22 protein-coding genes are annotated in these 20,703 nt (G+C 62.9%); 11 read left to right on the top strand and 11 right to left on the bottom strand.

Annotated elements, in window-relative coordinates:
• Positions 1-43 precede the first annotated feature (43 nt).
• Positions 44-616, bottom strand: coding sequence for a cytochrome b (locus AC0L2U_RS24835; RefSeq protein WP_128288410.1), 573 nt, complete (start codon positions 614-616; stop codon positions 44-46).
• Between the two features lie 58 nt (positions 617-674).
• A complete protein-coding gene (locus tag AC0L2U_RS24830; RefSeq protein WP_127266811.1) occupies positions 675-1,565 on the bottom strand; it encodes a LysR family transcriptional regulator in 891 nt (296 codons plus the stop codon).
• Between the two features lie 96 nt (positions 1,566-1,661).
• On the opposite strand from AC0L2U_RS24830, the gene AC0L2U_RS24825 reads away from it, so the two are divergent.
• Positions 1,662-2,657 carry an aldo/keto reductase gene (locus AC0L2U_RS24825; RefSeq protein WP_473602780.1) on the top strand — a complete coding sequence of 332 codons (996 nt, stop codon included), beginning with the start codon at positions 1,662-1,664 and terminating at the stop codon, positions 2,655-2,657.
• A 111-nt stretch (positions 2,658-2,768) separates the two neighbouring features.
• Here the strand turns inward: AC0L2U_RS24825 and AC0L2U_RS24820 are convergent, their stop codons facing one another.
• Positions 2,769-3,371, bottom strand: coding sequence for a nucleotidyltransferase family protein (locus AC0L2U_RS24820; RefSeq protein ID WP_473602779.1), 603 nt, complete (start codon positions 3,369-3,371; stop codon positions 2,769-2,771).
• A gap of 273 nt (positions 3,372-3,644) precedes the next feature.
• Here AC0L2U_RS24820 and AC0L2U_RS24815 point away from each other — a divergent pair, with 273 nt between their 5' ends.
• On the top strand, positions 3,645-6,125 hold the full coding sequence (locus tag AC0L2U_RS24815) for an autotransporter domain-containing protein (RefSeq protein WP_473602778.1): 2,481 nt from the start codon (positions 3,645-3,647) through the stop codon (positions 6,123-6,125).
• A gap of 78 nt (positions 6,126-6,203) precedes the next feature.
• Here AC0L2U_RS24815 and pheT read toward each other — a convergent pair whose 3' ends face one another.
• From pheT to infC, 7 genes are all read right to left on the bottom strand, one after another.
• A complete protein-coding gene (gene pheT / locus AC0L2U_RS24810; RefSeq protein WP_292680227.1) occupies positions 6,204-8,612 on the bottom strand; it encodes a phenylalanine--tRNA ligase subunit beta in 2,409 nt (802 codons plus the stop codon).
• The gene (locus AC0L2U_RS24805) at positions 8,609-9,031 is read right to left on the bottom strand and encodes a GFA family protein (protein ID WP_127328541.1); all 423 of its coding nucleotides are present in this window, start codon (positions 9,029-9,031) and stop codon (positions 8,609-8,611) included. The genes pheT and AC0L2U_RS24805 overlap by 4 nt, the downstream gene beginning before the upstream one ends.
• On the bottom strand, positions 9,028-10,125 hold the full coding sequence (gene pheS, locus AC0L2U_RS24800; RefSeq protein WP_127808258.1) for a phenylalanine--tRNA ligase subunit alpha: 1,098 nt from the start codon (positions 10,123-10,125) through the stop codon (positions 9,028-9,030). Before pheS ends, AC0L2U_RS24805 begins: the two co-directional genes overlap by 4 nt.
• Positions 10,126-10,265: 140 nt before the next feature.
• Positions 10,266-10,667: a 50S ribosomal protein L20 gene (gene rplT, locus AC0L2U_RS24795; protein ID WP_023672281.1), complete on the bottom strand. Its 402-nt coding sequence runs from the start codon at positions 10,665-10,667 to the stop codon at positions 10,266-10,268.
• A 37-nt stretch (positions 10,668-10,704) separates the two neighbouring features.
• Positions 10,705-10,908, bottom strand: a complete 204-nt coding sequence (gene rpmI, locus AC0L2U_RS24790; protein WP_006201248.1) for a 50S ribosomal protein L35 — start codon at positions 10,906-10,908, stop codon at positions 10,705-10,707.
• 181 nt (positions 10,909-11,089) lie between these two features.
• Entirely contained in the window at positions 11,090-11,737 is a 648-nt protein-coding gene (locus AC0L2U_RS24785; protein ID WP_127808259.1) for a methyltransferase family protein, read from the bottom strand.
• 163 nt (positions 11,738-11,900) lie between these two features.
• Entirely contained in the window at positions 11,901-12,437 is a 537-nt protein-coding gene (gene infC, locus AC0L2U_RS24780; RefSeq protein ID WP_013528312.1) for a translation initiation factor IF-3, read from the bottom strand.
• A gap of 205 nt (positions 12,438-12,642) precedes the next feature.
• Here infC and AC0L2U_RS24775 point away from each other — a divergent pair, with 205 nt between their 5' ends.
• The 5 genes from AC0L2U_RS24775 to AC0L2U_RS24755 all read left to right on the top strand — a co-directional run bounded on the left by AC0L2U_RS24775 (position 12,643) and on the right by AC0L2U_RS24755 (position 16,482).
• Positions 12,643-13,413: an alpha/beta hydrolase gene (locus AC0L2U_RS24775; RefSeq protein ID WP_473602777.1), complete on the top strand. Its 771-nt coding sequence runs from the start codon at positions 12,643-12,645 to the stop codon at positions 13,411-13,413.
• Positions 13,413-14,555 (top strand): benzoate/H(+) symporter BenE family transporter, encoded by a 1,143-nt coding sequence (locus AC0L2U_RS24770; RefSeq protein ID WP_127266801.1) that lies wholly within the window; start codon positions 13,413-13,415, stop codon positions 14,553-14,555. The genes AC0L2U_RS24775 and AC0L2U_RS24770 overlap by 1 nt, the downstream gene beginning before the upstream one ends.
• Positions 14,556-14,673: 118 nt before the next feature.
• Positions 14,674-15,156 carry a DUF2852 domain-containing protein gene (locus AC0L2U_RS24765; protein ID WP_127266800.1) on the top strand — a complete coding sequence of 161 codons (483 nt, stop codon included), beginning with the start codon at positions 14,674-14,676 and terminating at the stop codon, positions 15,154-15,156.
• Positions 15,157-15,255: 99 nt separating this feature from the next.
• Positions 15,256-16,014, top strand: a complete 759-nt coding sequence (locus AC0L2U_RS24760; RefSeq protein WP_127380272.1) for a M48 family metallopeptidase — start codon at positions 15,256-15,258, stop codon at positions 16,012-16,014.
• Positions 16,015-16,482 carry a hypothetical protein gene (locus tag AC0L2U_RS24755; RefSeq protein ID WP_127380273.1) on the top strand — a complete coding sequence of 156 codons (468 nt, stop codon included), beginning with the start codon at positions 16,015-16,017 and terminating at the stop codon, positions 16,480-16,482.
• Positions 16,483-16,497: 15 nt separating this feature from the next.
• Here AC0L2U_RS24755 and AC0L2U_RS24750 read toward each other — a convergent pair whose 3' ends face one another.
• Positions 16,498-16,716: a hypothetical protein gene (locus AC0L2U_RS24750; protein WP_292702887.1), complete on the bottom strand. Its 219-nt coding sequence runs from the start codon at positions 16,714-16,716 to the stop codon at positions 16,498-16,500.
• A 112-nt stretch (positions 16,717-16,828) separates the two neighbouring features.
• Between AC0L2U_RS24750 and AC0L2U_RS24745 the strand changes: the two genes are divergently transcribed.
• The 4 genes from AC0L2U_RS24745 (at position 16,829) to accD (ending at position 20,676) form a co-directional block, all read left to right on the top strand.
• On the top strand, positions 16,829-17,488 hold the full coding sequence (locus tag AC0L2U_RS24745; protein ID WP_128288418.1) for a phosphoribosylanthranilate isomerase: 660 nt from the start codon (positions 16,829-16,831) through the stop codon (positions 17,486-17,488).
• A 92-nt stretch (positions 17,489-17,580) separates the two neighbouring features.
• The gene (gene trpB, locus AC0L2U_RS24740; protein ID WP_127380276.1) at positions 17,581-18,801 is read left to right on the top strand and encodes a tryptophan synthase subunit beta; all 1,221 of its coding nucleotides are present in this window, start codon (positions 17,581-17,583) and stop codon (positions 18,799-18,801) included.
• Positions 18,802-18,864: 63 nt separating this feature from the next.
• Entirely contained in the window at positions 18,865-19,704 is an 840-nt protein-coding gene (gene trpA, locus AC0L2U_RS24735; protein ID WP_473602776.1) for a tryptophan synthase subunit alpha, read from the top strand.
• A gap of 45 nt (positions 19,705-19,749) precedes the next feature.
• On the top strand, positions 19,750-20,676 hold the full coding sequence (gene accD / locus AC0L2U_RS24730) for an acetyl-CoA carboxylase, carboxyltransferase subunit beta (RefSeq protein WP_013528321.1): 927 nt from the start codon (positions 19,750-19,752) through the stop codon (positions 20,674-20,676).
• Positions 20,677-20,703: the final 27 nt, after the last annotated feature.

Raw genomic sequence — 20,703 nt, 5'->3', positions numbered from 1 at the left:
CATTTCTCGCGCCCTCACTCCATGAACGAATGAACCGCTCGCTCTATTCCGGATCTGACGAAGGCGTGATCATGCGCATGAGCACGCCATCCCTGAGCTGGAAATGATGCCGCAGTGCCGCCGCAACGTGGAGAGCCACAAGCGCCATGCCGGCATAGGCAAGATACCAATGCGCCGCCGCCCAGAAGCTTTCGGCACCATCCGATTCGGCCAGCGGCAGGTTCGGCATGACGAACAGGTTGAACGGCAGGCTGGGTATCTCCAGCATCGAGACCGACACGAGCGCCCAGCCGGACAAGGGCAAGGCAAGCTGGAACGCGTAGAGCGCAAAATGGGCCAACGGTGCCGCCCGACGTTCCAAAGTCCCGACCGAGCGCGGCAGCGCCGGCGTTGTATTGCCGCAGCGCCAGACGATGCGCAGGATGATCAGGCCGAGCAGCAGGAAGCCGAAGGATTTGTGCAGCTGGATCAGTTCGAAGGCGGTGCGCTGGCTGGTCACCCGCACCATGACGAAGCCGAGTCCGAACTGGCCGATGAAGATCAGCGCAATCAGCCAGTGAAGAATGATCGCGCCCCAGCCATAGCGGGTGGTGCTGTTGGTGATCGATGTTTGCATCGTTGGTGAACGACCGCGATGCCGGTTTTCTTCCACCAGGGGGAGGGGCGAGCCGGCTCTATCCACTCACCTTGAAGAAATCGACAAACGCCCTGAGCGCTGGCCGCATCTGACGGCGGCTCGGATAATAGACAAAGAAGCCGTCGAAGGGCGGGCACCAGTCCTCCAGCACGCGGATCAGCCTGCCGTCGGCGAGCGGGGCGCGGACATAGTCCTCAAAGACGAAGGCGAGCCCGGCGCCGTCGACCGCCGCCTGGGCGATCAGATGGTCCTCGTCGAGGATCAGCGGTCCCTCCACCGCCATCTCGATCGTCTCGCGGCCTTTCTCGAACTCCCAGCGGTAGAGGATGCCGCTGGAGAAGCGGAAGCGGATGCAGCGGTGGCCGGCCAGGTCGCGCGGGTGGCGCGGCTTGGGGTTGACCTCGAAATAGACCGGGGCGCCGACCACCGCGCCGCGAAGGTCCGGCCCGATGCGCACCGCGATCATGTCGCGCTGCAGGCTCTCGCCAAGCCGGACGCCAGCATCGAAGCCGCCTTCCACCACGTCGGTGAAGCGGTCCTCGATGACGATCTCCAGCACGATGTCGGGATAGGCCGACGCAAAGGCGCCCAGCCGTGGCGTCAGCGCCAAATGCGCTGCCGTGCGCGGCACGGTCAGGCGCAGATTGCCGGCCGGCCGGTCGCGCGTCTCGATTGCCGTCTCCAGCGCCAGGTCGATCTCCGACAGCGCCGGCCGCAACCGCTCCAGCAACTGCGCACCTTCTTCGGTCGGCGCGACGCTGCGTGTGCTGCGCGCCAGCAGCCGAACGCCAAGCCGCGCCTCCAGGCTGGATACCGCGTGGCTGACAGCCGAAGGCGCGATGGCCAATTCCCTGGCGGCGCCCCGAAAGCTGCCGCATTGAGCGACAGTTGCCAGCACGGCCAATTGGGAAAGATGCGCGCGATTCATTGATCTATCTTTTAGTACAGCCCGTGCGGATGGAAGCCGATTATCGAACACAAGGCAAGGCGCTATTTCTCCCACATCGCAACAAGGAGACGCGTTATGCAAACCCGCAAGCTAGGAACTGAATTGAACGTCTACCCCGTCGGCCTCGGCTGCATGGGCATGAGCTTCGCCTATGGCGGCCAAGCGGAAGCCGATGCGATCGCCACGCTGCATCGCGCCGTCGATATCGGCGTCAACTTCTTCGACACGGCGGAGGTCTATGGCCCCTTCGAGAACGAGATCCTGCTCGGCAAGGCGCTGAAGCCGGTGCGCGACAAGGTGACGATCGCGACAAAATTCGGCTTCCGGATTCTGGAGGAAGGTACAGGCCTCGACCGCATGGCTGGCGTCGACAGCCGCCCCGAGCACGTCAAAGCGGTCGCCGAGGCCTCGCTGAAGCGGCTGGGCACCGATGTGATCGACCTCTACTACCAGCACCGTGTCGACCCCAACGTGCCGATCGAGGATACGGTCGGCGCCATGGCCGAACTGGTGCGCGAGGGCAAGGTGCGCGCGCTTGGCCTGTCCGAGGCGAGTGCCGCGACCATTCGCCGGGCCCATGCCGTGCATCCGATATCGGCCGTGCAGAGCGAATATTCGCTGTGGAGCCGCGACCCGGAAGACGAGGTGTTCGCCGTCTGCCGCGAGCTCGGCATCGGCTTCGTTCCCTATAGCCCGCTCGGCCGTGGGCTGCTGACCGGCACGATCGCCGACCCCGAGGCCTTGAGCGACGGCGACTGGCGCCGGACCTTGCCGCGCTTCCAGGCCGAGGCGATGGAAGCCAACGCCGCTGTCATCGCCACCTTGGAAAAGCTGGCTGTTAAAAAGGGCGTGACCTCGGCACAGCTGGCGCTGGCCTGGGTGCTGCACCAGGGCGATTTCATCGTACCGATCCCCGGCGCGCGCAAGATACGCCATCTGGAGCAGAACACGGCGGCGGCGGACATCGCGCTAAGCGCGGCCGAGATGCAGGCTATTGGTGACGCGCTGTCGCCCAACAAGGTTATGGGCAAGCGCTATACTGAGGAGTTGCTGGCGCTGGTGAATGGGTAAAAACTGCGAGTAAGCGAAAGGGGCGCCGGGCGCCCCTTTTTCGTACGCAGCGCGGTGCAAAAGGTGGGAGACGCTGGCGTGAAGCGCCCCCCTCTGCCCTGCCGACATTTCCTACCGAGGCACGACAGTGATCTCCGGCCAATACTCCTGGGCGCGTCTGCCCTTCGCCTCATGCGTCTTCTGACTGTCCATCACCCGGTTCGGTGTGATGCGGAACGAAAAAACATCATCCAGCCCGAACGGCGCCACCAACACCAGCTGCCCGTCAGCATCGTATCGAACCCCGACGGCGTGCGTCTTCGACGCGAAATAGCAGACGGGATCGCTGGCGTTCGAATAGCGCGGGCACGGCCGCCCGAACTTCTGCGGATACCAAAGATGCACCCGCGCCTGATTGCGCACCTCGACCGGCAGCGGCAGTCCTTCGAAATGCTTCTCCGCGCGGCGAATAACGGCGTCCTCGGCCTCGTAGGAGAGGTCGCTGTCATCGAAGTAGAACAGGTCGACATCCCTGATGCCATACCCCGAAGGCTTGCCGGTCAGATGGTTCCAAACACTGTTGTAGAGCGCGCCGGAAACCACCAGCCAGTCCGGCAGGTCGAGCGTGCGAGCCCGCGCCAGCGCGTCGCGCAACAGCGGGTCGGCAAGCACGATGGCGAGAAACGCCGCGCGCTGCTCTTCAAGAGGAAGGCCCGAATAGCAGAGAGGATCCATCGCCCTTTGGAGAGCGATTCGGCAAGTATCCGCAATGCTTCGCCCATAGCGCCACCAAAGATGTGGCCAGATTGCAACGTGACCGGACCATGATGCTCGGCCTGGCCCTAAAACAGCCCCACCCTCGTCATCTGACGACTATGCGCGTCTGCCCATCTGCCGGCATGGACGATTGCTATTGGAATTTTCCACACCGGCTGGGGTAGCCTGGGCATGCAGATATCGTCGGTTTGGCCAGCAGCATCGTCGAGAGGACCGATCGACAGGGCAAAATTGACTGCGAAGTGGTTCTGGATTGCCGCGACCTTCTGCGTTCTGATCGCAGCCTCGCTCAATGCAAGTGCTGCGGCGGAGCCGATCGTGATTTCCCCGGCCACGCTGCCGGATGGGAGAGTTGGTGAGCACTATGATCGGACGCTGATGGCTTCAGGCGGAGCTGGCGGGCCATACACGTTCGCGCTCACTTCGGGGGTCACGCCGGTCTCCTTCAGCAGCGGCGGCGTCCTCTCCGGGGCAGTGATAGCCGCCCCCGGCACCTATAATTTCAGAGTCCTGGCGACAGATCAGGTCGGCAACACCGGCACACGCGACTACACGATTGTGATCGCGGACAACCCGGTCTTGATTTCGCCTGCTGCGTTGCCCGGCGGGCAGATTGGCCAGCCGTATAACCAGGCGCTGACGGCTTCGGGTGGCGCTGGCGGTCCCTACACGTTCTCGATCGTTTCGGGCTCCATGCCCGTCGCCTTCAGCAGTGCCGGCGTCCTCTCAGGGCCAGTGATAGCCGCCCCCGGCGTCTACAGTTTCAGGGTCCGGGCGACAGACCATGTCGGCAACAGCGGCGAACACGACTACACCATCGTGATCGCGGACAACCCGGTCGTCATTTCACCAGCTGCCTTGCCCGGCGCGCAGATTGGCCAGCCCTATAGCCAGGCGCTGACGGCTTCGGGTGGTGCTGGCCGCCCCTTTACGTTCTCGATCGTTTCGGGCTCCATGCCCGTCGCCTTCAGCAGTGCCGGCGTCCTCTCCGGGCCGGTCATAGCGCCCCCCGGCGTCTACAGTTTCAGGATTCGGGCGACGGACCATGTCGGCAACAACGGCGAACGCGACTACACGCTTGCGATCACCACTGGCCCGCCCATCGTAATTTCACCGGCAGCTTTGCCCAATGGCCAGGTTGGGCAGCCCTATAGCCAGATGCTGACCGCAACCGGCGGTGTGGGCGCGCCTTACACGTTTCAGCGGATCATCGGAAATCTGCCCGAAGGCGTTTCGCTCGCAACCGATGGCACACTCGGCGGCACGCCGACCGAGAGCGGATCATTTGCCTTTGCCGTCGATGTGTTCGACACCTCCGAGAACAGGGCAAGGCGCGAGTATACGCTGGACATCGCTGCGGCGCCCCGACCGACGGCGCCGTCACTGACCATGACCATCGTTGCCGGCATGTCGGCTTCGCTGCCGTTGACGCCGGGTGCTACCGGCGAACCATTCAGCGCCGCGGCGATCATGTCCAGCGCCCCCGCCGAGGGCGGCACGGCGACGCTGTCCGGCGCGCCCAACTACCTACTGACCTTCGCGTCCTCGCCGGTGTTTTCAGGCACCGTCATCGTAACGTACACACTGACCGGCCCCGGCGGCGTTTCCGATCCGGCCACGGTGACCATCACCGTCACCACGCGGCCGGACCCCTCCGACGATCCGGAGGTCGCCGGGCTGCTCAATGCCCAGGCGCAAGCGGTGCAGCAATTCGCCGCCGGGCAGACAGACAATATCAACCATCGCATGGGCGCTTTGCGAAGCGAGGCGTGCCGCAAGGCCTTTGCGAATGGGCTCGAACTGTCTGGCCAAGGCGCCGATGGCAATGCCGCCAGCGTCGACTTTCCAGACGGATCCGATTGTGGGGGCGACGCGGCAAAGCTGGGCTTCGGCTTGTGGGCCGGCGGTCACATCGATCTCGGCCATAGTTTGCCTGACAATAGCGCGGAGCGGGACTCCGTTTCGATCAACATGACCACCGGCATCGACTACCGTTTCAACGACCGTTTCGTCGCCGGTCTGGCCGTCGGCTACTCCAGCGACGACAGCGACATTGGCGGCAATGGCACCGAGAGTTCCGGCGAGGCCTACAGCGCGACGCTCTATGCAAGCTATCGCCCGGCCGAAAACCTGTTTCTCGATGCCCTGGCCGGCTACGGTTCGTTCAGCTTCGATTCGAAGCGCTTCGTGACAAGTGTTGGCGGCTTTGCCGACGGTCAGCGTGACGGCGACCAGATTTTCGGCTCGCTGACTGCCGGTTTCGATCATAGCGTCGGCGGGCTGCGACTCACTCCGTTCGCCAGGTTGACGGCATCCTCTTCGAGCCTCGACGCGTTTACCGAAACCGGAGCAGGCATCTATTCGCTGAGCTTCGGCAAGCAGAGTGTCGACAGCCTCGGCGGCACGCTTGGCCTTGCCGGCGGCTATGACATGCCGGTGGCCCTCGGCGTCTTCACACCACGCTTCCGGTTTGAATACACTCACGAATTCTCCGGCTCGAGCGGCGTCGATATCCGCTACGCGGATAGTCCGGATGGCCTTGTCTATGGCTTCCAGACGCAGCCTTTGGCGAGTGACCAGGTGATGATCGGCCTGGGCGCCGATCTGCTGCTGCACCAAGGGTTATCCATCGGGCTCGATTATCGCGGCACAATCGGCTTTCAAGACAGCTACAGCCATGCCTTTGGCCTGAGGGTCGGCGGCGGGTTCTGACCATTGCGGCAACGGCTGCTCATCCGTCCCGTGGACGGATGAGCAGCCCCATCGCTAACAGTTCAGTCGCCTTGGGCGCTACGTCCTCAGAACGCCACCGGCCTGCTTACCGACATTCTCGACGATACGCTTGGCCAGTGCCTCGAAATCCTCGTCGGTCAGTGTCTTTTCAACCGGCTGAATCGACACTTCGATGGCGATCGATTTCTTGCCCTCGCCCAGCGAAGCGCCTTCGAAGATGTCGAAGACCGAGACGGCGGTGATGAGCTTCTTGTCGGCGGCGAGCGCCGCGCGCACCAGCGTGCCGGCCTCGACCGTTTTGTCGACGACGAAAGCAAAGTCGCGCTTGACCGCCTGGAAGGGGGACAGTTCCAGTTTCGGCTTGGTTTTCGTCGGCTTGGCCTTCGGTTCGGGCACGGCATCGACGAAGACTTCGAAGCCGCACAGTGGCCCGGAAACATCAAGGCCTTCCAGCGTCTTCGGGTGGAATTCGCCGAAGGTGCCGAGCACGGTTTTCGGACCGAGCTTGATCGTGCCGGAACGGCCGGGATGATACCAGGCCGGGCCGCCGGCCTCGATCTGCAGCCGGTCGACAGGCGCACCGCAGGCTTCCAGTGCGGCGATCGCGTCGGCCTTGGCGTCGAACACGCCGACCGGGCCTGAATTGCCGGCCCAGTTGCGGCCTGAGCCGTCGAGCTTGGCGGTGCCGCGGCGCACGCCGGCGGCCACGCGCCGCTGCTGGTCGGCGCCGTCGCCCTCATAGGTGCCCGACACTTCGAACAGCGCCACGTCGCCGATACCCTTGTCGGCGTTGCGCTGGGCAGCAGCGATCAGGCCCGGCAGCAGCGAGGGCCGCATGTCAGACATGTCGGCGGCGATCGGGTTGGCGAGCTTCAGCACGGTCTGGCCGCCGCCGAACAGCTCGGCGTGCCTGGCCGGAATGAACGACCAGGTGACGGCTTCCATCATGCCGCGCACGGCAAGCGCGCGCTTGGCGGTACGGGTACGGACCTGCAGCGTGGTGAGGATCCTTGCGTTGACCGCGTCATGCGCACCGAGCGGCTGCGGTGCTATGTTGTCGACACCGTGGATGCGCATGACCTCCTCGACCAGGTCTGCCTTGCCATCGACGTCGGGGCGCCAGGACGGCACGGCGACATCGACGACATCGCCCGAGCCCTCCGGCTTGAAGCCGAGGCGCGACAGGATGTCGAGGCTTTCCGCCCTGGGAACCTCGATGCCGGTCAGCCGCTTCACTTCCGAAAGCGGGAAGGAAACGATCTTCGACTTGTGGCCGGCGTAGCCGACGACTTCCATTTCGGTCGGCGTGCCGCCGCAGAAATCGAGCACCAGTTTCGTTGCCAGCTCGACGCCGGGAACCATGAATTCGGGGTCCACGCCGCGCTCGAAGCGGTAGCGCGCGTCGGTGATGATGGCGAGCGTGCGGCCGGTGCGCGCCGTGGTGATCGGATCCCAAAGGGCGGATTCGATCAGCACATCTGATGTGTTCTCGTCGCAGCCCGAATGCTCGCCGCCCATGATGCCGGCGATGGACTCGACGCCGTTGTCATCCGCGATGACGCACATTTCCGGCGTCAGCGTGTATTCGCGGCCGTCGAGCGCCTGCACCTTTTCGCCATCGCGCGCGCGGCGCACGACGAGATTGCCGGCAACCTTGCTGGCGTCGAACACATGCAGCGGGCGGCCGCGGTCGAAGGTGACGTAATTGGTGATGTCGACCAGCGCGCTGATCGGTCTCAGCCCGATGGCGATCAGCCGCTGCTGCAGCCATTTTGGCGACGGCCCATTCTTGACGCCCTTGACCAGGTTGAGTGCGAAGCCGGGGCAAAGCTCCGGCGCTTCGATCGTTACCTTGACCGGACACATGCCGTTGCCGACATGCGACATGATGGCGCCGCCGACGAGGCGGCCAAGCCCGCTCGCCGCCAGATCCCTGGCGATGCCGTAGACGCTGGTCGCATCCGGCCGGTTCGGCGTCAAATTGATCTCGATGACCGGATCGTCGATATGCGCATAGGCGGCGAAGCTGGTGCCGACCGGCGCATCCTCGGGCAGGTCGATGATGCCGTGGTGTTCGTCGGACAGTTCCAGTTCGCGCTCGGAACACATCATGCCGTGGCTTTCGACGCCCCTGATCTTGCCGACCGTCAGCGTCACGTCGATGCCGGGCACATAGGTGCCGGGCGCGGCAAAGGCGCCGATCAGGCCGGCCCGCGCATTGGGCGCGCCGCAGACGACCTGCACGGGTGGTTTGCCGTTGCCCGTATCGACAGTCAGCACGCGCAGCCGGTCGGCATCGGGGTGCTGCACCGCCGTCAACACCCTGGCTATGACGAAGGGTTTCAGGCTCGACTTGTCGTCGACATGCTCGACTTCGAGGCCGATCGAGGTCAGTCGCTCGACGATCTCGTCAAGCGTGGCGTCGGTCTCTAGGTGGTCCTTGAGCCAGGAGAGGGTGAATTTCATGGGACTGTTCCGTCTGGTCTTTTGACGCTTGTTTTCAGATGTCTCGGCAGGTCGTCGGATATATGCAGGAAGGCAAGCTGTTCGCTGACATAGGCATGCTGCGTCGGCTCAAAATCGGCCGGCATGTCCATGGTGCCGAGCATGAAGTAGATGTCGTCCTCCAGCCGCTCGTCGACATAGGCGATGGGTGAGCCGCAAGTGCCGCAGAACGAGCGCGTCACCGGGCCGTTCTCATACATCTTCAGCGCCTTGCCGGTGAACGCGACCTGATCGACCAGAAAGCCGACAAAGGCCGACACCGGCGCGCCGCTGGCCCGCCGGCAATCGCCGCAATGGCAATAGCTGACGTGATGCGGTTCGACTGATGCCTCGAACCGCACGGCGCCGCAGCGGCAGCCGCCGGCATAGGGCGCTGTCATGCGCTCAGGCCTCCGAACAGCGTCGGCATGTCGAGCGGCCTGAAGCCGTAATGCGACAGCCAGCGCACGTCGGCATCGAAGAAGGCGCGCAGGTCCGGCATGCCGTATTTCAGCATGGCGATACGGTCTATGCCCATCCCCCAGGCAAAGCCCTGATATTCGTCCGGATCGAGCCCGCCATGGCGCAGCACGTTGGGGTGCACCATGCCGCAGCCGAGGATCTCCATCCAGTCGGAGCCTTCGCCGAAGCGCACTTCGCCGGGCCTGGAGCGGTCACACTGGATATCAACCTCGAGGCTCGGTTCGGTGAACGGGAAGAAGGACGGCCGGAAGCGCATCTTGACCTGCGGCACCTCGAAGAAGGCCTTGCAGAACTCCTCCAGCACCCACTTCATGTTGGCGACGTTGGCCGTCTTGTCGATCACCAGCCCCTCGACCTGATGGAACATCGGCGAGTGGGTGGCATCCGAATCCTGCCGGTAGGTCTTGCCCGGAATGACGATGCGGATCGGCGGCTTCTTCGTCTCCATGGTGCGGATCTGCACCGGCGAAGTGTGGGTGCGCAGAAGCTTGCGCTCGCCCTTCTCGTCCGGCTGGAAGAAGAAGGTGTCGTGCATCTCGCGCGCCGGATGGCCTTCTGGGAAATTCAGCGCGGTGAAATTGTAGTAATCGGTCTCGATATCGGGACCTTCGGCGATGGAGAAACCGAGGTCGCCGAAGATCGCCGCAATCTCGTCGACGACCTGGCTGATCGGGTGTATACGGCCGCGCTCAGCCGGCGACTGCCGCACCGGCAGCGTCACATCGACCTTTTCGGCGGCGAGGCGCGCGGTGATCGCCACATCTTTCAACTCGGCCTTGCGCGCCGTCAGCGCATCTGTGACGCGGTTCTTGAGTCCGTTGATTGCGGGGCCTTTGACCTGACGCTCCTCGGCGGTCATGGCGCCAAGGGTCTTCAGCATCTCGGACACGGCGCCCTTCTTGCCGAAAGCAGCGATGCGCACGGCCTCGATGGCCGGCTCATCGGCGGCCGAGGCGATTTCGGCCAGAAGTGAGTTTTCAAGCGTATCCAGGCCAGTGGTTGCGTCGTTCACGGTCAAAACTCGCTACGTTGGAAATCAGCTCAAAGTGAAAGTCACTTTTAAGTTGAAGTTCAGGCAAAAGAAAACCCGCGCCAGCCGTGCCAGCGCGGGTTCCCCAAATCAGAATTGCGAATGCTTGGGAAGCGCTGGTCTTAGGCGACAGCGCTTTCAAAAGCGTTCGGCGTGGTGTTCTTCAGATATTCGAGCGCCACCTTGGCCTTGGCGACCAGGGCTGCGAAAGCCTGCGGCTCGTGGATGGCCATGTCCGACAGGATCTTGCGATCGATCTCGATGCCCGACTTGTTGAGGCCGTCGATGAAGCGGCCATAGGTCAGGCCATGCTCGTGGGTCGCGGCGTTGATGCGCTGGATCCACAGCGCGCGGAACGAGCGCTTGCGGTTCTTGCGGTCGCGATACGCGTACTGCATCGACTTTTCCACCGCCTGCTTGGCGATGCGGATGGTGTTCTTGCGGCGGCCGTAGAAGCCTTTCGCGGCTTTCAGGACCTTCTTGTGCTTGGCGTGCGAAGTGACGCCTCTTTTTACGCGTGCCATGTCATGATCTCCTTAAAACGTGTCCGGACCGAATGCCTTAGAGGCCGTTCGGCAGAAAATTCTTGATGACCTTCTTGCCATCCGGTTCAGCCAGAACCATCGTGCCGCGGGCATTTCGAATGAACTTGTTGGAACGCTTGATCATGCCGTGACGCTTGCCGGCCGCAGCCGACAGGACTTTACCCGTACCTGTGATCTTGAACCGCTTCTTGGCGGCCGATTTGGTCTTCATCTTGGGCATTTTGCTACTCCGTATTGTTGGCGCACTATCGCGCTTCTTGTTCGCTTCAGGCCGACCAAAGCCCGAAAAGCAAATGAAACCGCCACGGCATGCCCTGCCGGGCGGTTTTCTTGAACCGCGGTGCTATACGTCAAACACGGCCCGCGCGCAACACCTGTGGAGATGCGGCGCTGTGTCCTCGTCAGGGCAGCGTGAACCAGACCGGCAACATGCCTGACTGCTGGGCGCCGTCAATCAATTCAAAGGCCGGCAGCGCGACGAGGAAGACCAAACCGTCGAGCAGCGTGGTCAACAGCAGGCGCGGCTTGAAGTTTCCGGTATTGCCCTCCTGGTAGAGCGACAGTTTCGGGAAAAAGCGCGGCACCCGCGCCAGATAGGCCTGATACGGCGCGCCGAGCGCTTCCTTGAGGAACTTCTCCTCGCGCAGGATGACGATATGGAACGCCCCCGCGCACAAAAGCCCGAAGAGGATGATGCCGGAGAACGAACCGATCTGCGCGCCGACGCCAGCCGCGGCTACGGTCGAGAACACATAGAGCGGGTTGCGGGTTATCGAGTAAGGCCCGCCAGTCACCACCTCGGACGATTTGCGCCCGCCTATGTAGAGTGTCGCCCAAAGGCGGCCCACGATGCCGAGGAAAATCAGCAGCACGCCGAACATTTCGATCGTCTCGTGCACGGCTGTGTCGGGCGGAAACGTCGATTGGCCAAACAGCAATGCTGCAAACAGCACGACCACGAGAACGGCAAGCACTATCCGGCGCATATGCTGGTAATTGCCCAGCCCGTGTTTGAAGTCCACGTCCGAAACCTTGACTTCATCGACCATAGTGAATCCGATCGTCAGGAATTTTGCCGGCGATCGCAGCGTCTGAACAAGAAGAAGGCGTCCCGCCGATCGCCGGGACGCCTTGCGATGTGATTCAGGCGGATTTAAGCGCGATGGCCAAGCCTGACGTTATCGTGATCCTAGATACGCGCCGATGCAGATCTTAGCGCGGCGACAGCACCATCATCATCTGGCGGCCTTCGAGCTTCGGTTCCGCCTCGACCTTGGCAATCGTCGCCACTTCCTCACGGACCTTGTTCAGAAGCTGCATGCCGAGTTCCATATGCGCCATCTCGCGGCCACGGAAGCGCAGCGTCAGCTTGACCTTGTCGCCTTCCTCGAAGAAGCGGCGAACCGCCTTCATCTTGGTCTCGTAGTCATGGCTGTCGATGTTCGGGCGCATCTTGATCTCCTTGATCTCGATGACCTTCTGGTTCTTGCGCGCCTCGGCCGCCTTCTTCTGGTTGGCGTATTTCAGTTTGCCGAGATCGAGTATCTTGACGACGGGGGGCACCGCATTGGGCGATATCTCGACGAGATCGAGCCCAGCCTCTTCGGCGAGCAGCAATGCGTCGTTGATGGAAACATCGCCGCGGTTCTGGCCTTCGGCGTCGATAAGCTGGACCCGGGGAACCCGGATGTCACGGTTGGAGCGCGGGCCATCCTTGGTCGGCGCCGCTGCTTTGAAAGGTCTGCGAATGGTCGTGGTCTCCTTGGCCGTTTCGTTCAGGGTCTGTCAGTGTTGATGCATGGACGCGCCAATGTGGTGAGCGCGCGGGCGGAGTCAATAGCACAGCATTGACAGAAAATCACCCTGATCGCTGCTCTGCACCAAACAAACAACATCGTGAGCACTTTTCGCCACGCCACCGTCCGTGTCACAAGACCGGCGTTGAGGAAAAGCCATGACTGCCACGCCCCCAATCTTTCTGGATGTAGATGGATCGCGCATCGCGGTGCGCCATACTGCTGGCTCTACGCCGGGCATCGTCTGGCTCGGCGGTTACAAGTCCGACATGCTGGGCACGAAGGCTCAGACGCTGTCGGACTGGGCGGCAAAAGAAGGCCGCGCCTTCCTGCGCCACGATTATTCCGGCCATGGCGAATCCGGCGGCGCCTTCGCCGACGGCACGATTTCGACATGGCTTGCGCAAAGCCTTGCCGTGTTCCGGCATTTCACCCGGGGCAGGCAGGTCCTGGTCGGCTCCTCGATGGGGGCCTGGATCGCGCTGCGCATGGTGCAGGAACTGCGCAAGGCAGGCGATAGCAACGTCGCCGGCATGGTGCTGCTGGCGCCTGCCCCGGATTTCACCGCCGAACTTGTCGAACCGGTGCTGACCAAGGCGCAGAAGCGCGATCTCGCCAAAAAAGGTTTCTTCGAAGAGCCGTCGGACTATTCCACGGAACCCTACATCTACACCCGCGCGCTAATCGAGGACGGGCGCGACAACCTGACAATGACAGGCCCGATCGACACCCATTGCCCGGTGCACATCCTGCAGGGCCTGGCCGATGCAGATGTGCCGGCAAGCCATGCGCTGAAGCTGGTCAGCCTGCTGCCCGCCGACGACGTGACACTGTCGCTGATCCCCGACGGCGACCATCGCCTGTCGCGACCGCAGGATCTCGACATGCTGGTTAGGGCCGTCGATGCGATGGCGCAGAGGGGAAACTGATGCGCCTTTCCATCCCGATATCCGCCTTCGTCGCGGCGATCGTCGGCTTCGGCGGCACGCTGGCCATCGTCATCGCAGCCGCCACCGCAGTCGGTGCGACGCAGATCGAGACGGCAAGCTGGGTGACGACGATCTGCCTGGCCATGGCGATCGAGAGCCTGTGGCTGTCATGGCGCACGAAGATGCCTGTCATCACCGCATGGTCGACGCCGGGCCTGGCTCTGATCGCGGCATCGAGCGGCTTTTCGATGAGCGAGGCCGTCGCCGCCTTCATCGTCACCGGCGTCCTTCTGATCGCCACCGGGCTGTTTCGGCCCCTGACCAAGCTGATCTCGAGGATACCGCCCTCGGTCGCCTCGGGCATGTTGGCCGGTATCGTCGTCACCTTCGCGCTCAATGCGGTGAAGACCATTCCGATCGACCCATGGCTGATCCTGCCGCTGATCGCCGCCTTCTTCGTTATCAGGCTGTTCAACCCGGCGCTGTCGGTGCTGGCGGTTCTGATCGGCGGTGGCCTCGCCGCTTTCCTCACCGGCCGCGTCGGTGGCCTGCCGACACCGGAACTGTCGACGCTGACGCTGATTGCGCCTGACTTCACCACCAAGGCGGTGATCGGCCTGGCACTGCCGCTCTACCTCGTCACCATGGCCTCGCAAAACCTGTCCGGGCTCGCCGTGCTGCGCGCCGCCGGCTATCACCCGGAGCCCGGCCCGCTGATCGGCGTCACGGGCCTGTTTTCGCTGCTGTCGGCGCCGTTCGGCGGCTCGACGACCAATCTGGCGGCGATCTCGGCGGCGATCTGCACCGGACCGGACGTCCACCCCGATCCTGCCGAGCGCTGGAAGACCGGGCCGTTCTATGCGCTCGCCTATCTTATCTTTGCGATTTTCGGCGCTTCGCTGGTGGCGATCTTTGCGGTGCTGCCGCAGAGCCTGATCGTGCTGGTGGCAGGCCTGGCGCTGATGGCGTCGCTCGCCAACGCGCTGTCTATCGCGCTGAAGGAAGAGGCGGATCGCATGGCCGCCACCGTCACCTTTGTCGTCACCGCGTCGGGTCTGACGCTGTTCGGCGTTGGCGCCGCATTCTGGGGCCTGATTGCCGGGCTGGTCGTGCTTTTCCTCGATATGATCAAAAAGCGATAATCATTTCAGATGCTTGTCCGGATTTGGCGGACATTGTCTTGAATCGCCGTTTTTCTCTTCCCATTTCGATTCCACGCAGCCCGGATTTGGCTGTCTCCAACCGAAGGAATGGGAGAAAATGAACGCATCCGCATTGATCCGTCCGGCCTGGACGCCGGCAACCATCGCGTTGATGGTTGTAGGTTTCATGGTGTTCTGGCCACTCGGCTTCGCCATGCTCGCCTACATCATCTGGGGCGACCGCCTCGATGGCTTCAAGCGTGACGTCAACCGCGCGACCGACGGCATCTTCGCCGGCTGCCGCCGCGGTTCCGACAAGGCCGCGCGCTGGGGCAATGGCTCCGCCCGCACCGGCAACGTCGCTTTCGACGACTGGCGCGAAAAGGAACTTGAGCGGCTGAACGAAGAGCGCCGCAAGCTCGACGAGATGCTGACCCAGTTCGACGAGTATGCCCGCGAATTGCGCCGCGCCAAGGACCAGGACGAGTTCGACCGGTTCATGGCCAACCGCAACAAGTCGACGGCTCCGACGAAGACCGATCCAAGCACCGGAACGACGACCACCAAGCGTGGCAAGGGCTCGAACCTGCTTGACGACTGAGGCCAAGCGACTGGCCACATCGTGAAAAACGGCGTCGCGCGAGCGGCGCCGTTTCTTTTTTGTTCTAGTCGTTTTTCTCGAATCGCGTATCGTCCCGCCATGACTCTCGGCTTCTTTCGCAATCTGACAAAGCCCAAGCCCACGCCTGTCGTGGAGCGCGAATATTGCGTCGCCGGCCGCACGCTGCCGCTCAAGATCGTCGAGAGCGCCAGGGCGCGCCGAATGACGCTGCGCATCGATTCAGGCGGCCAGGGTCTACGCATAACCGTGCCGCCAGGCCTGCGCCGCGGCGAAGTGGACAGGTTCCTCGAGCGGCACCAGGACTGGCTGGAGCAGCGACTGGCCAAGGTGCCGACGCGGCCGCAGGTGCGGCCCGGCATCAGGATCCCGGTGCGCGGCGTGCCGCACCGCATCGTCCATGAACCATCAAAGCGCGGCACCGTCACCGTGTCGCGCGACGAACGTGGCCCGCTCTTGATCGTGCATGGCGACCGCATACATCTGCCGCGTCGCCTCGCCGATTTCCTCAAGCGCGAGGCCAAGAAGGAAATCGAGAAGCTGGTGGCCAAACACACCGAGGCGCTCGGCAAGCGCGCCAAGGCTATCCGCTTCAAGGACACGTCAAGCCGCTGGGGGTCATGCACCTCCGAAGGCAATCTGTCCTTTTCCTGGCGCATCATGATGGCGCCGTCGCCGGTCATCAATTATCTCGTCGCGCATGAAGTGGCGCATCTCAAGGAGATGAACCACGGTCCGAAATTCTGGAAGCTGTGCGAAAAGCTCTGCCCCGACACCGATCGCTGCAAGGACTGGCTGAAGCGCAATGGCGGTGCGCTGCAAGCGATCGTGTTCGAGTAGGTGACTGCGAAGATCGAATATCGACTGATTGGAGCGGGTTGGGCAATCTGCGATGTTGCGGTTGAAGATCTTAAGGCAACCGTGGCGGCATCCTATCTGGGCGACACACTGAATGAGTTGCTTTGCGCCACGCTGAGCGCGCTGGAGGGCACCAGATATTCCGCCGCACGCTTTTGCGACGAACCCAGTGAGTATCGCTTTGTCCTGATGCCGAAGGATGGCTTTGTCAGAGTGCGAATACTGGAATTTTCAGAATTGTGGTCTGACGAGCCCGATGACTTCGGTGCCATAAGGTTGGATGCCATCTGCGGTTTGCGAGAGTTTGCTGAGGCAGTTCTCAGCGCCGCCCGTGCGGTTCTGAACACCCATGGTATCAAGGGTTACAAGGAGAATTGGGGCAGACATGAGTTTCCATTGGAAGCTATGAACAAGCTGAGCCGCGCGTTGGGAGTGGCGACGCTCCAGTGACCAGGGTTTCAACCGTCAATCGTCATTCGCGGCGTTGAGCTCCTCGGGCCGCAGCCCCTCATCGCCATGATGCGGCCACGGCAAGAAATTGCCGTCGAAGGCATCACCGCCGAAATAGTCGAGCGCCCGGTGCGCCTCGGCGCCGTTGAAGGCGGCCTTGTCGATCAGGTGCGCGATGACCTCGCGCGCCTGCGCGATCTTCTGCCTGAGTTCGGCTACGGTTCTGTCTGTCATGATCATGCTCCCGCCTTGCGTCCTGTCCATTCATAGGTAGCGCCTTTGGCCGTGCCGGCAAACAGCATGCTTTTTCTCGACTCTTATCGCTTTTCATGCCAATTCCCGCGCCATGGCACTCGACATCAAGATCTGCGGCTTGAAGACCGACGCGGCAATGGCCGCGGCGCTGGCCGGCGGCGCCAGCCATGTCGGGTTTATCTTCTTCGCCAAAAGCCCACGCTATGTCGAACCCGCCGAGGCTGGCCGTCTGCGCGAGGCGGCGCGCGGCAAAGCGACGGCGGTTGCCGTCACCGTCGATGCCAGCGACGCTTTCCTGGATGAAATCGTTGCCCAAATGCAGCCCGACATGCTGCAACTGCATGGCGCGGAAACGCCCGAGCGCGTGGCCGAGGTCAAAGCCCGTTATGGTTTGCCGGTGATGAAGGCGCTGCCGCTCAGCGAGGCCGCCGATCTCGAACGGATAAAGCCATTCATTGGCATATCAGACCGGTTCCTGTTCGACGCCAAGCCGCCGAAAGGCTCAGAACTGCCGGGCGGCAATGGTGTTGCCTTCGACTGGCGCATTCTTGTCGGCCTTGACGGCGGCGTCGATTACATGCTTTCCGGTGGGCTCAACGCCGCCAATATCGGCGATGCCCTTCGGCTTGCCGACCCGCCCGGAATAGACATTTCCTCAGGCGTGGAAAGCGCACCGGGCGTCAAGGATCCGGCGCTGATCGAACAGTTTTTCCGGGCCGTCAGGACCGCGCGGAACACCCGCGCAGCCTAGTAGTGCCTTAAACCAGAGCATGTCCCGGAAAAGTGGGAACCGGTTTCCCGACAAGGACATGCTTCATAAGTCAAGATGCCAGGAGATCGGCGATGAACAAGCCGGCGACACCCAATTCCTTCCGCACCGGACCCGACGAACAGGGCATGTTCGGCATTTTCGGCGGTCGTTTCGTTGCCGAAACGCTGATGCCGCTGATCCTCGATCTGGAGCGGCACTGGAACGAGGTCAAGAACGATGCGGATTTCAGGGCTGAATTGACGGACCTGTCGACCCATTATGCCGGGCGACCCTCGAAGCTCTATTTCGCCGAAGGCCTCACGAAGCATCTCGGCGGCGCAAAGGTCTACTTCAAGCGCGAGGATTTGAACCACACCGGTTCGCACAAGATCAACAACTGCCTCGGCCAGATCCTGCTGGCCAAGCGCATGGGCAAGAAGCGCATCATCGCCGAGACCGGCGCCGGCCAGCATGGCGTGGCATCGGCCACGGTCGCGGCCCGCTTCGGCTTCCCCTGCGTCGTCTATATGGGCGCCACCGACGTCGCCCGGCAAAGCCCCAACGTCTTCCGCATGAAGCTGCTCGGCGCCGAGGTCCGTCCGGTGACCGCCGGCCACGGCACGCTGAAGGACGCCATGAACGAGGCGTTGCGTGACTGGGTGACCAATGTCGAGGACACCTATTACCTGATCGGCACCGCCGCCGGCCCGCATCCCTATCCGGAGCTGGTGCGCGACTTCCAGTCGGTAATCGGCACCGAAGCGCGGGCGCAGATCCTCGAGCAGGAAGGCCGGCTGCCGGACACGATCATCGCCGCTGTCGGCGGTGGTTCGAACGCCATCGGCCTGTTCCATCCCTTCCTCGACGACAAGGAGGTCCGCATCATCGGCATCGAGGCCGGCGGACGCGGCCTTGACGGCATCGAGCATTGCGCCTCGATGAATGCCGGCGCGCCGGGCGTGCTGCATGGCAACCGCACCTATCTCCTGCAGAACGCCGACGGACAGATCATGGACGGCCATTCTATCTCGGCCGGTCTCGATTATCCCGGCGTCGGCCCCGAGCATTCCTGGCTGCGCGATTCAGGCCGCGTCGAATACGTGCCGATCCTCGACGACGAGGCGCTGGAGGCCTTCAAGCTGACGACGCGCGTCGAAGGCATCATCCCGGCGCTGGAATCCGCGCATGCCATTGCGCATGCGGTGAAGATCGTGCCCGCCATGGACAAGGACCAGATCGTCATCGTCAACCTGTCCGGCCGTGGCGACAAGGACGTGCATACGGTGGCCTCGATGCTGGGTATGGAGATCTAGGCCCCTTTGGACAGTTTCGATTTGGGAGTTGATTATGAGCAAAATTCGTCCAAAGGGCCAGACATGGTGACCCGCATCGACCGCCGCATGGCAAAACTGAAAGCCGAAGGCCGCCCGGCGCTCGTCACCTATTTCATGGGCGGCGACCCTGACTACGACACCTCCTTGTCGATCATGAAGGCGCTGCCCAAGGCCGGCGCCGACATCATCGAGCTCGGCATGCCGTTTTCCGACCCGATGGCCGACGGCCCGGCGATCCAGGCAGCGGGCCTGCGGGCGCTGAAAGGCGGCCAGACGCTGGTCAAGACGCTGAAGATGGCGGCCGACTTCCGGACCAATGACAATGAAACGCCGATCGTGCTGATGGGCTATTACAATCCGATCTACATCTATGGCGTCGAGCGCTTCCTCACGGACGCGATCGCCAGCGGCATCGACGGGCTGATCGTCGTCGACCTGCCGCCCGAGATGGACGAAGAACTGTGCATTCCGGCGCTCAAGGCCGGCATCAATTTCATCCGGCTGGCGACACCGACGACCGACGACAAGCGCCTGCCGAAAGTGCTGCAGAACACGTCGGGCTTCGTCTATTACGTGTCGATGACCGGCATCACCGGCTCGGCGCTGGCCGACACCGGCAAGGTGGCGGCGGCGGTCAAGCGCATCAAGGGCCACACCGACCTGCCGGTCTGCGTCGGCTTCGGCGTAAAGACCGCCGAGCAGGCCCGGGTGATCGGCGCCAATGCCGACGGTGTCGTCGTCGGCACCGCGATCGTCAATGCGGTTGCCAATGTGCTGGGACCGAAGGGCGAAAAGACCGCCGATCCGGCCGAAGCCGTCGCCACGCTGGTCAGCGGCCTTGCGCAAGGCGTGCGTTCGGCCCGCCTTGCTGCTGCCGAATAGTTCTCCTACCTCTTCCCAATCCTCGTCAGGACAGGAGCCGAAGCGATGAACTGGATCACCAATTACGTTCGCCCGAAGATCAATTCGATGCTCGGCCGGCGCACCGACATGCCCGAGAACCTCTGGATCAAGGATCCGGAGACCGGCGAGATGGTGTTCCACAAGGACCTGGAATCCAACCAGTTCGTCATTCCGTCGTCCGGCCATCACATGAAGATCTCGGCCAAGGAGCGGCTGAAATTCTTCTTCGATGGCGGCAAATACGAGACCCTGGACAACCCCAAGGTGATGCAGGATCCGCTGAAATTCCGCGACGAGAAGCGCTATGTCGACCGGTTGAAGGACGCCAAGGCCAAGACCGGCCTTGAGGACGCGATCATCAATGCGCTGGGCACCGTCGAGGGTCTGCCGGTGGTGGTCACGGTGCAGGATTTCGCCTTCATGGGCGGCTCGCTCGGCATGGCCGCTGGCGACGCCATCGTGCATGGCTTCGAAGTGGCCCTGCAGCGCAAGCGGCCGCTGATCCTGTTCGCCGCTTCCGGCGGCGCGCGCATGCAGGAAGGTATTTTGTCCCTGATGCAATTGCCGCGGACAACGGTTGGTGTCGACCGGCTGAAGGAAGCCGGCCTGCCCTACATCGTCGTTTTGACCAACCCGACCACGGGCGGCGTGACCGCCTCCTATGCCATGCTGGGCGACGTGCACATTGCCGAGCCCGGCGCGCTGATCGGCTTTGCCGGACCGCGCGTCATCGAACAGACGATCCGCGAGAAATTGCCCGACGGCTTCCAGCGCTCCGAATATCTGATGGAGCACGGCATGGTCGACATGGTCGTATCCAGGCTGGAAATGCGTGAAACGATCGCGCGCCTGCTCAAGATGCTGCTCAAGCTGCCGGAAGAGCAAAAAACGCTGGAGCCGGAAATCCTGCCCCCGGCGGTGGTCGCCGCGGAAGCTCGGCCGCAAGCCTGAAGCGACACGAAGCGCCGCGACCGCGAT

This window comes from Mesorhizobium sp. WSM4808 (assembly GCF_055811675.1).
This window is presented reverse-complemented; position numbering and strand designations above follow the sequence as displayed.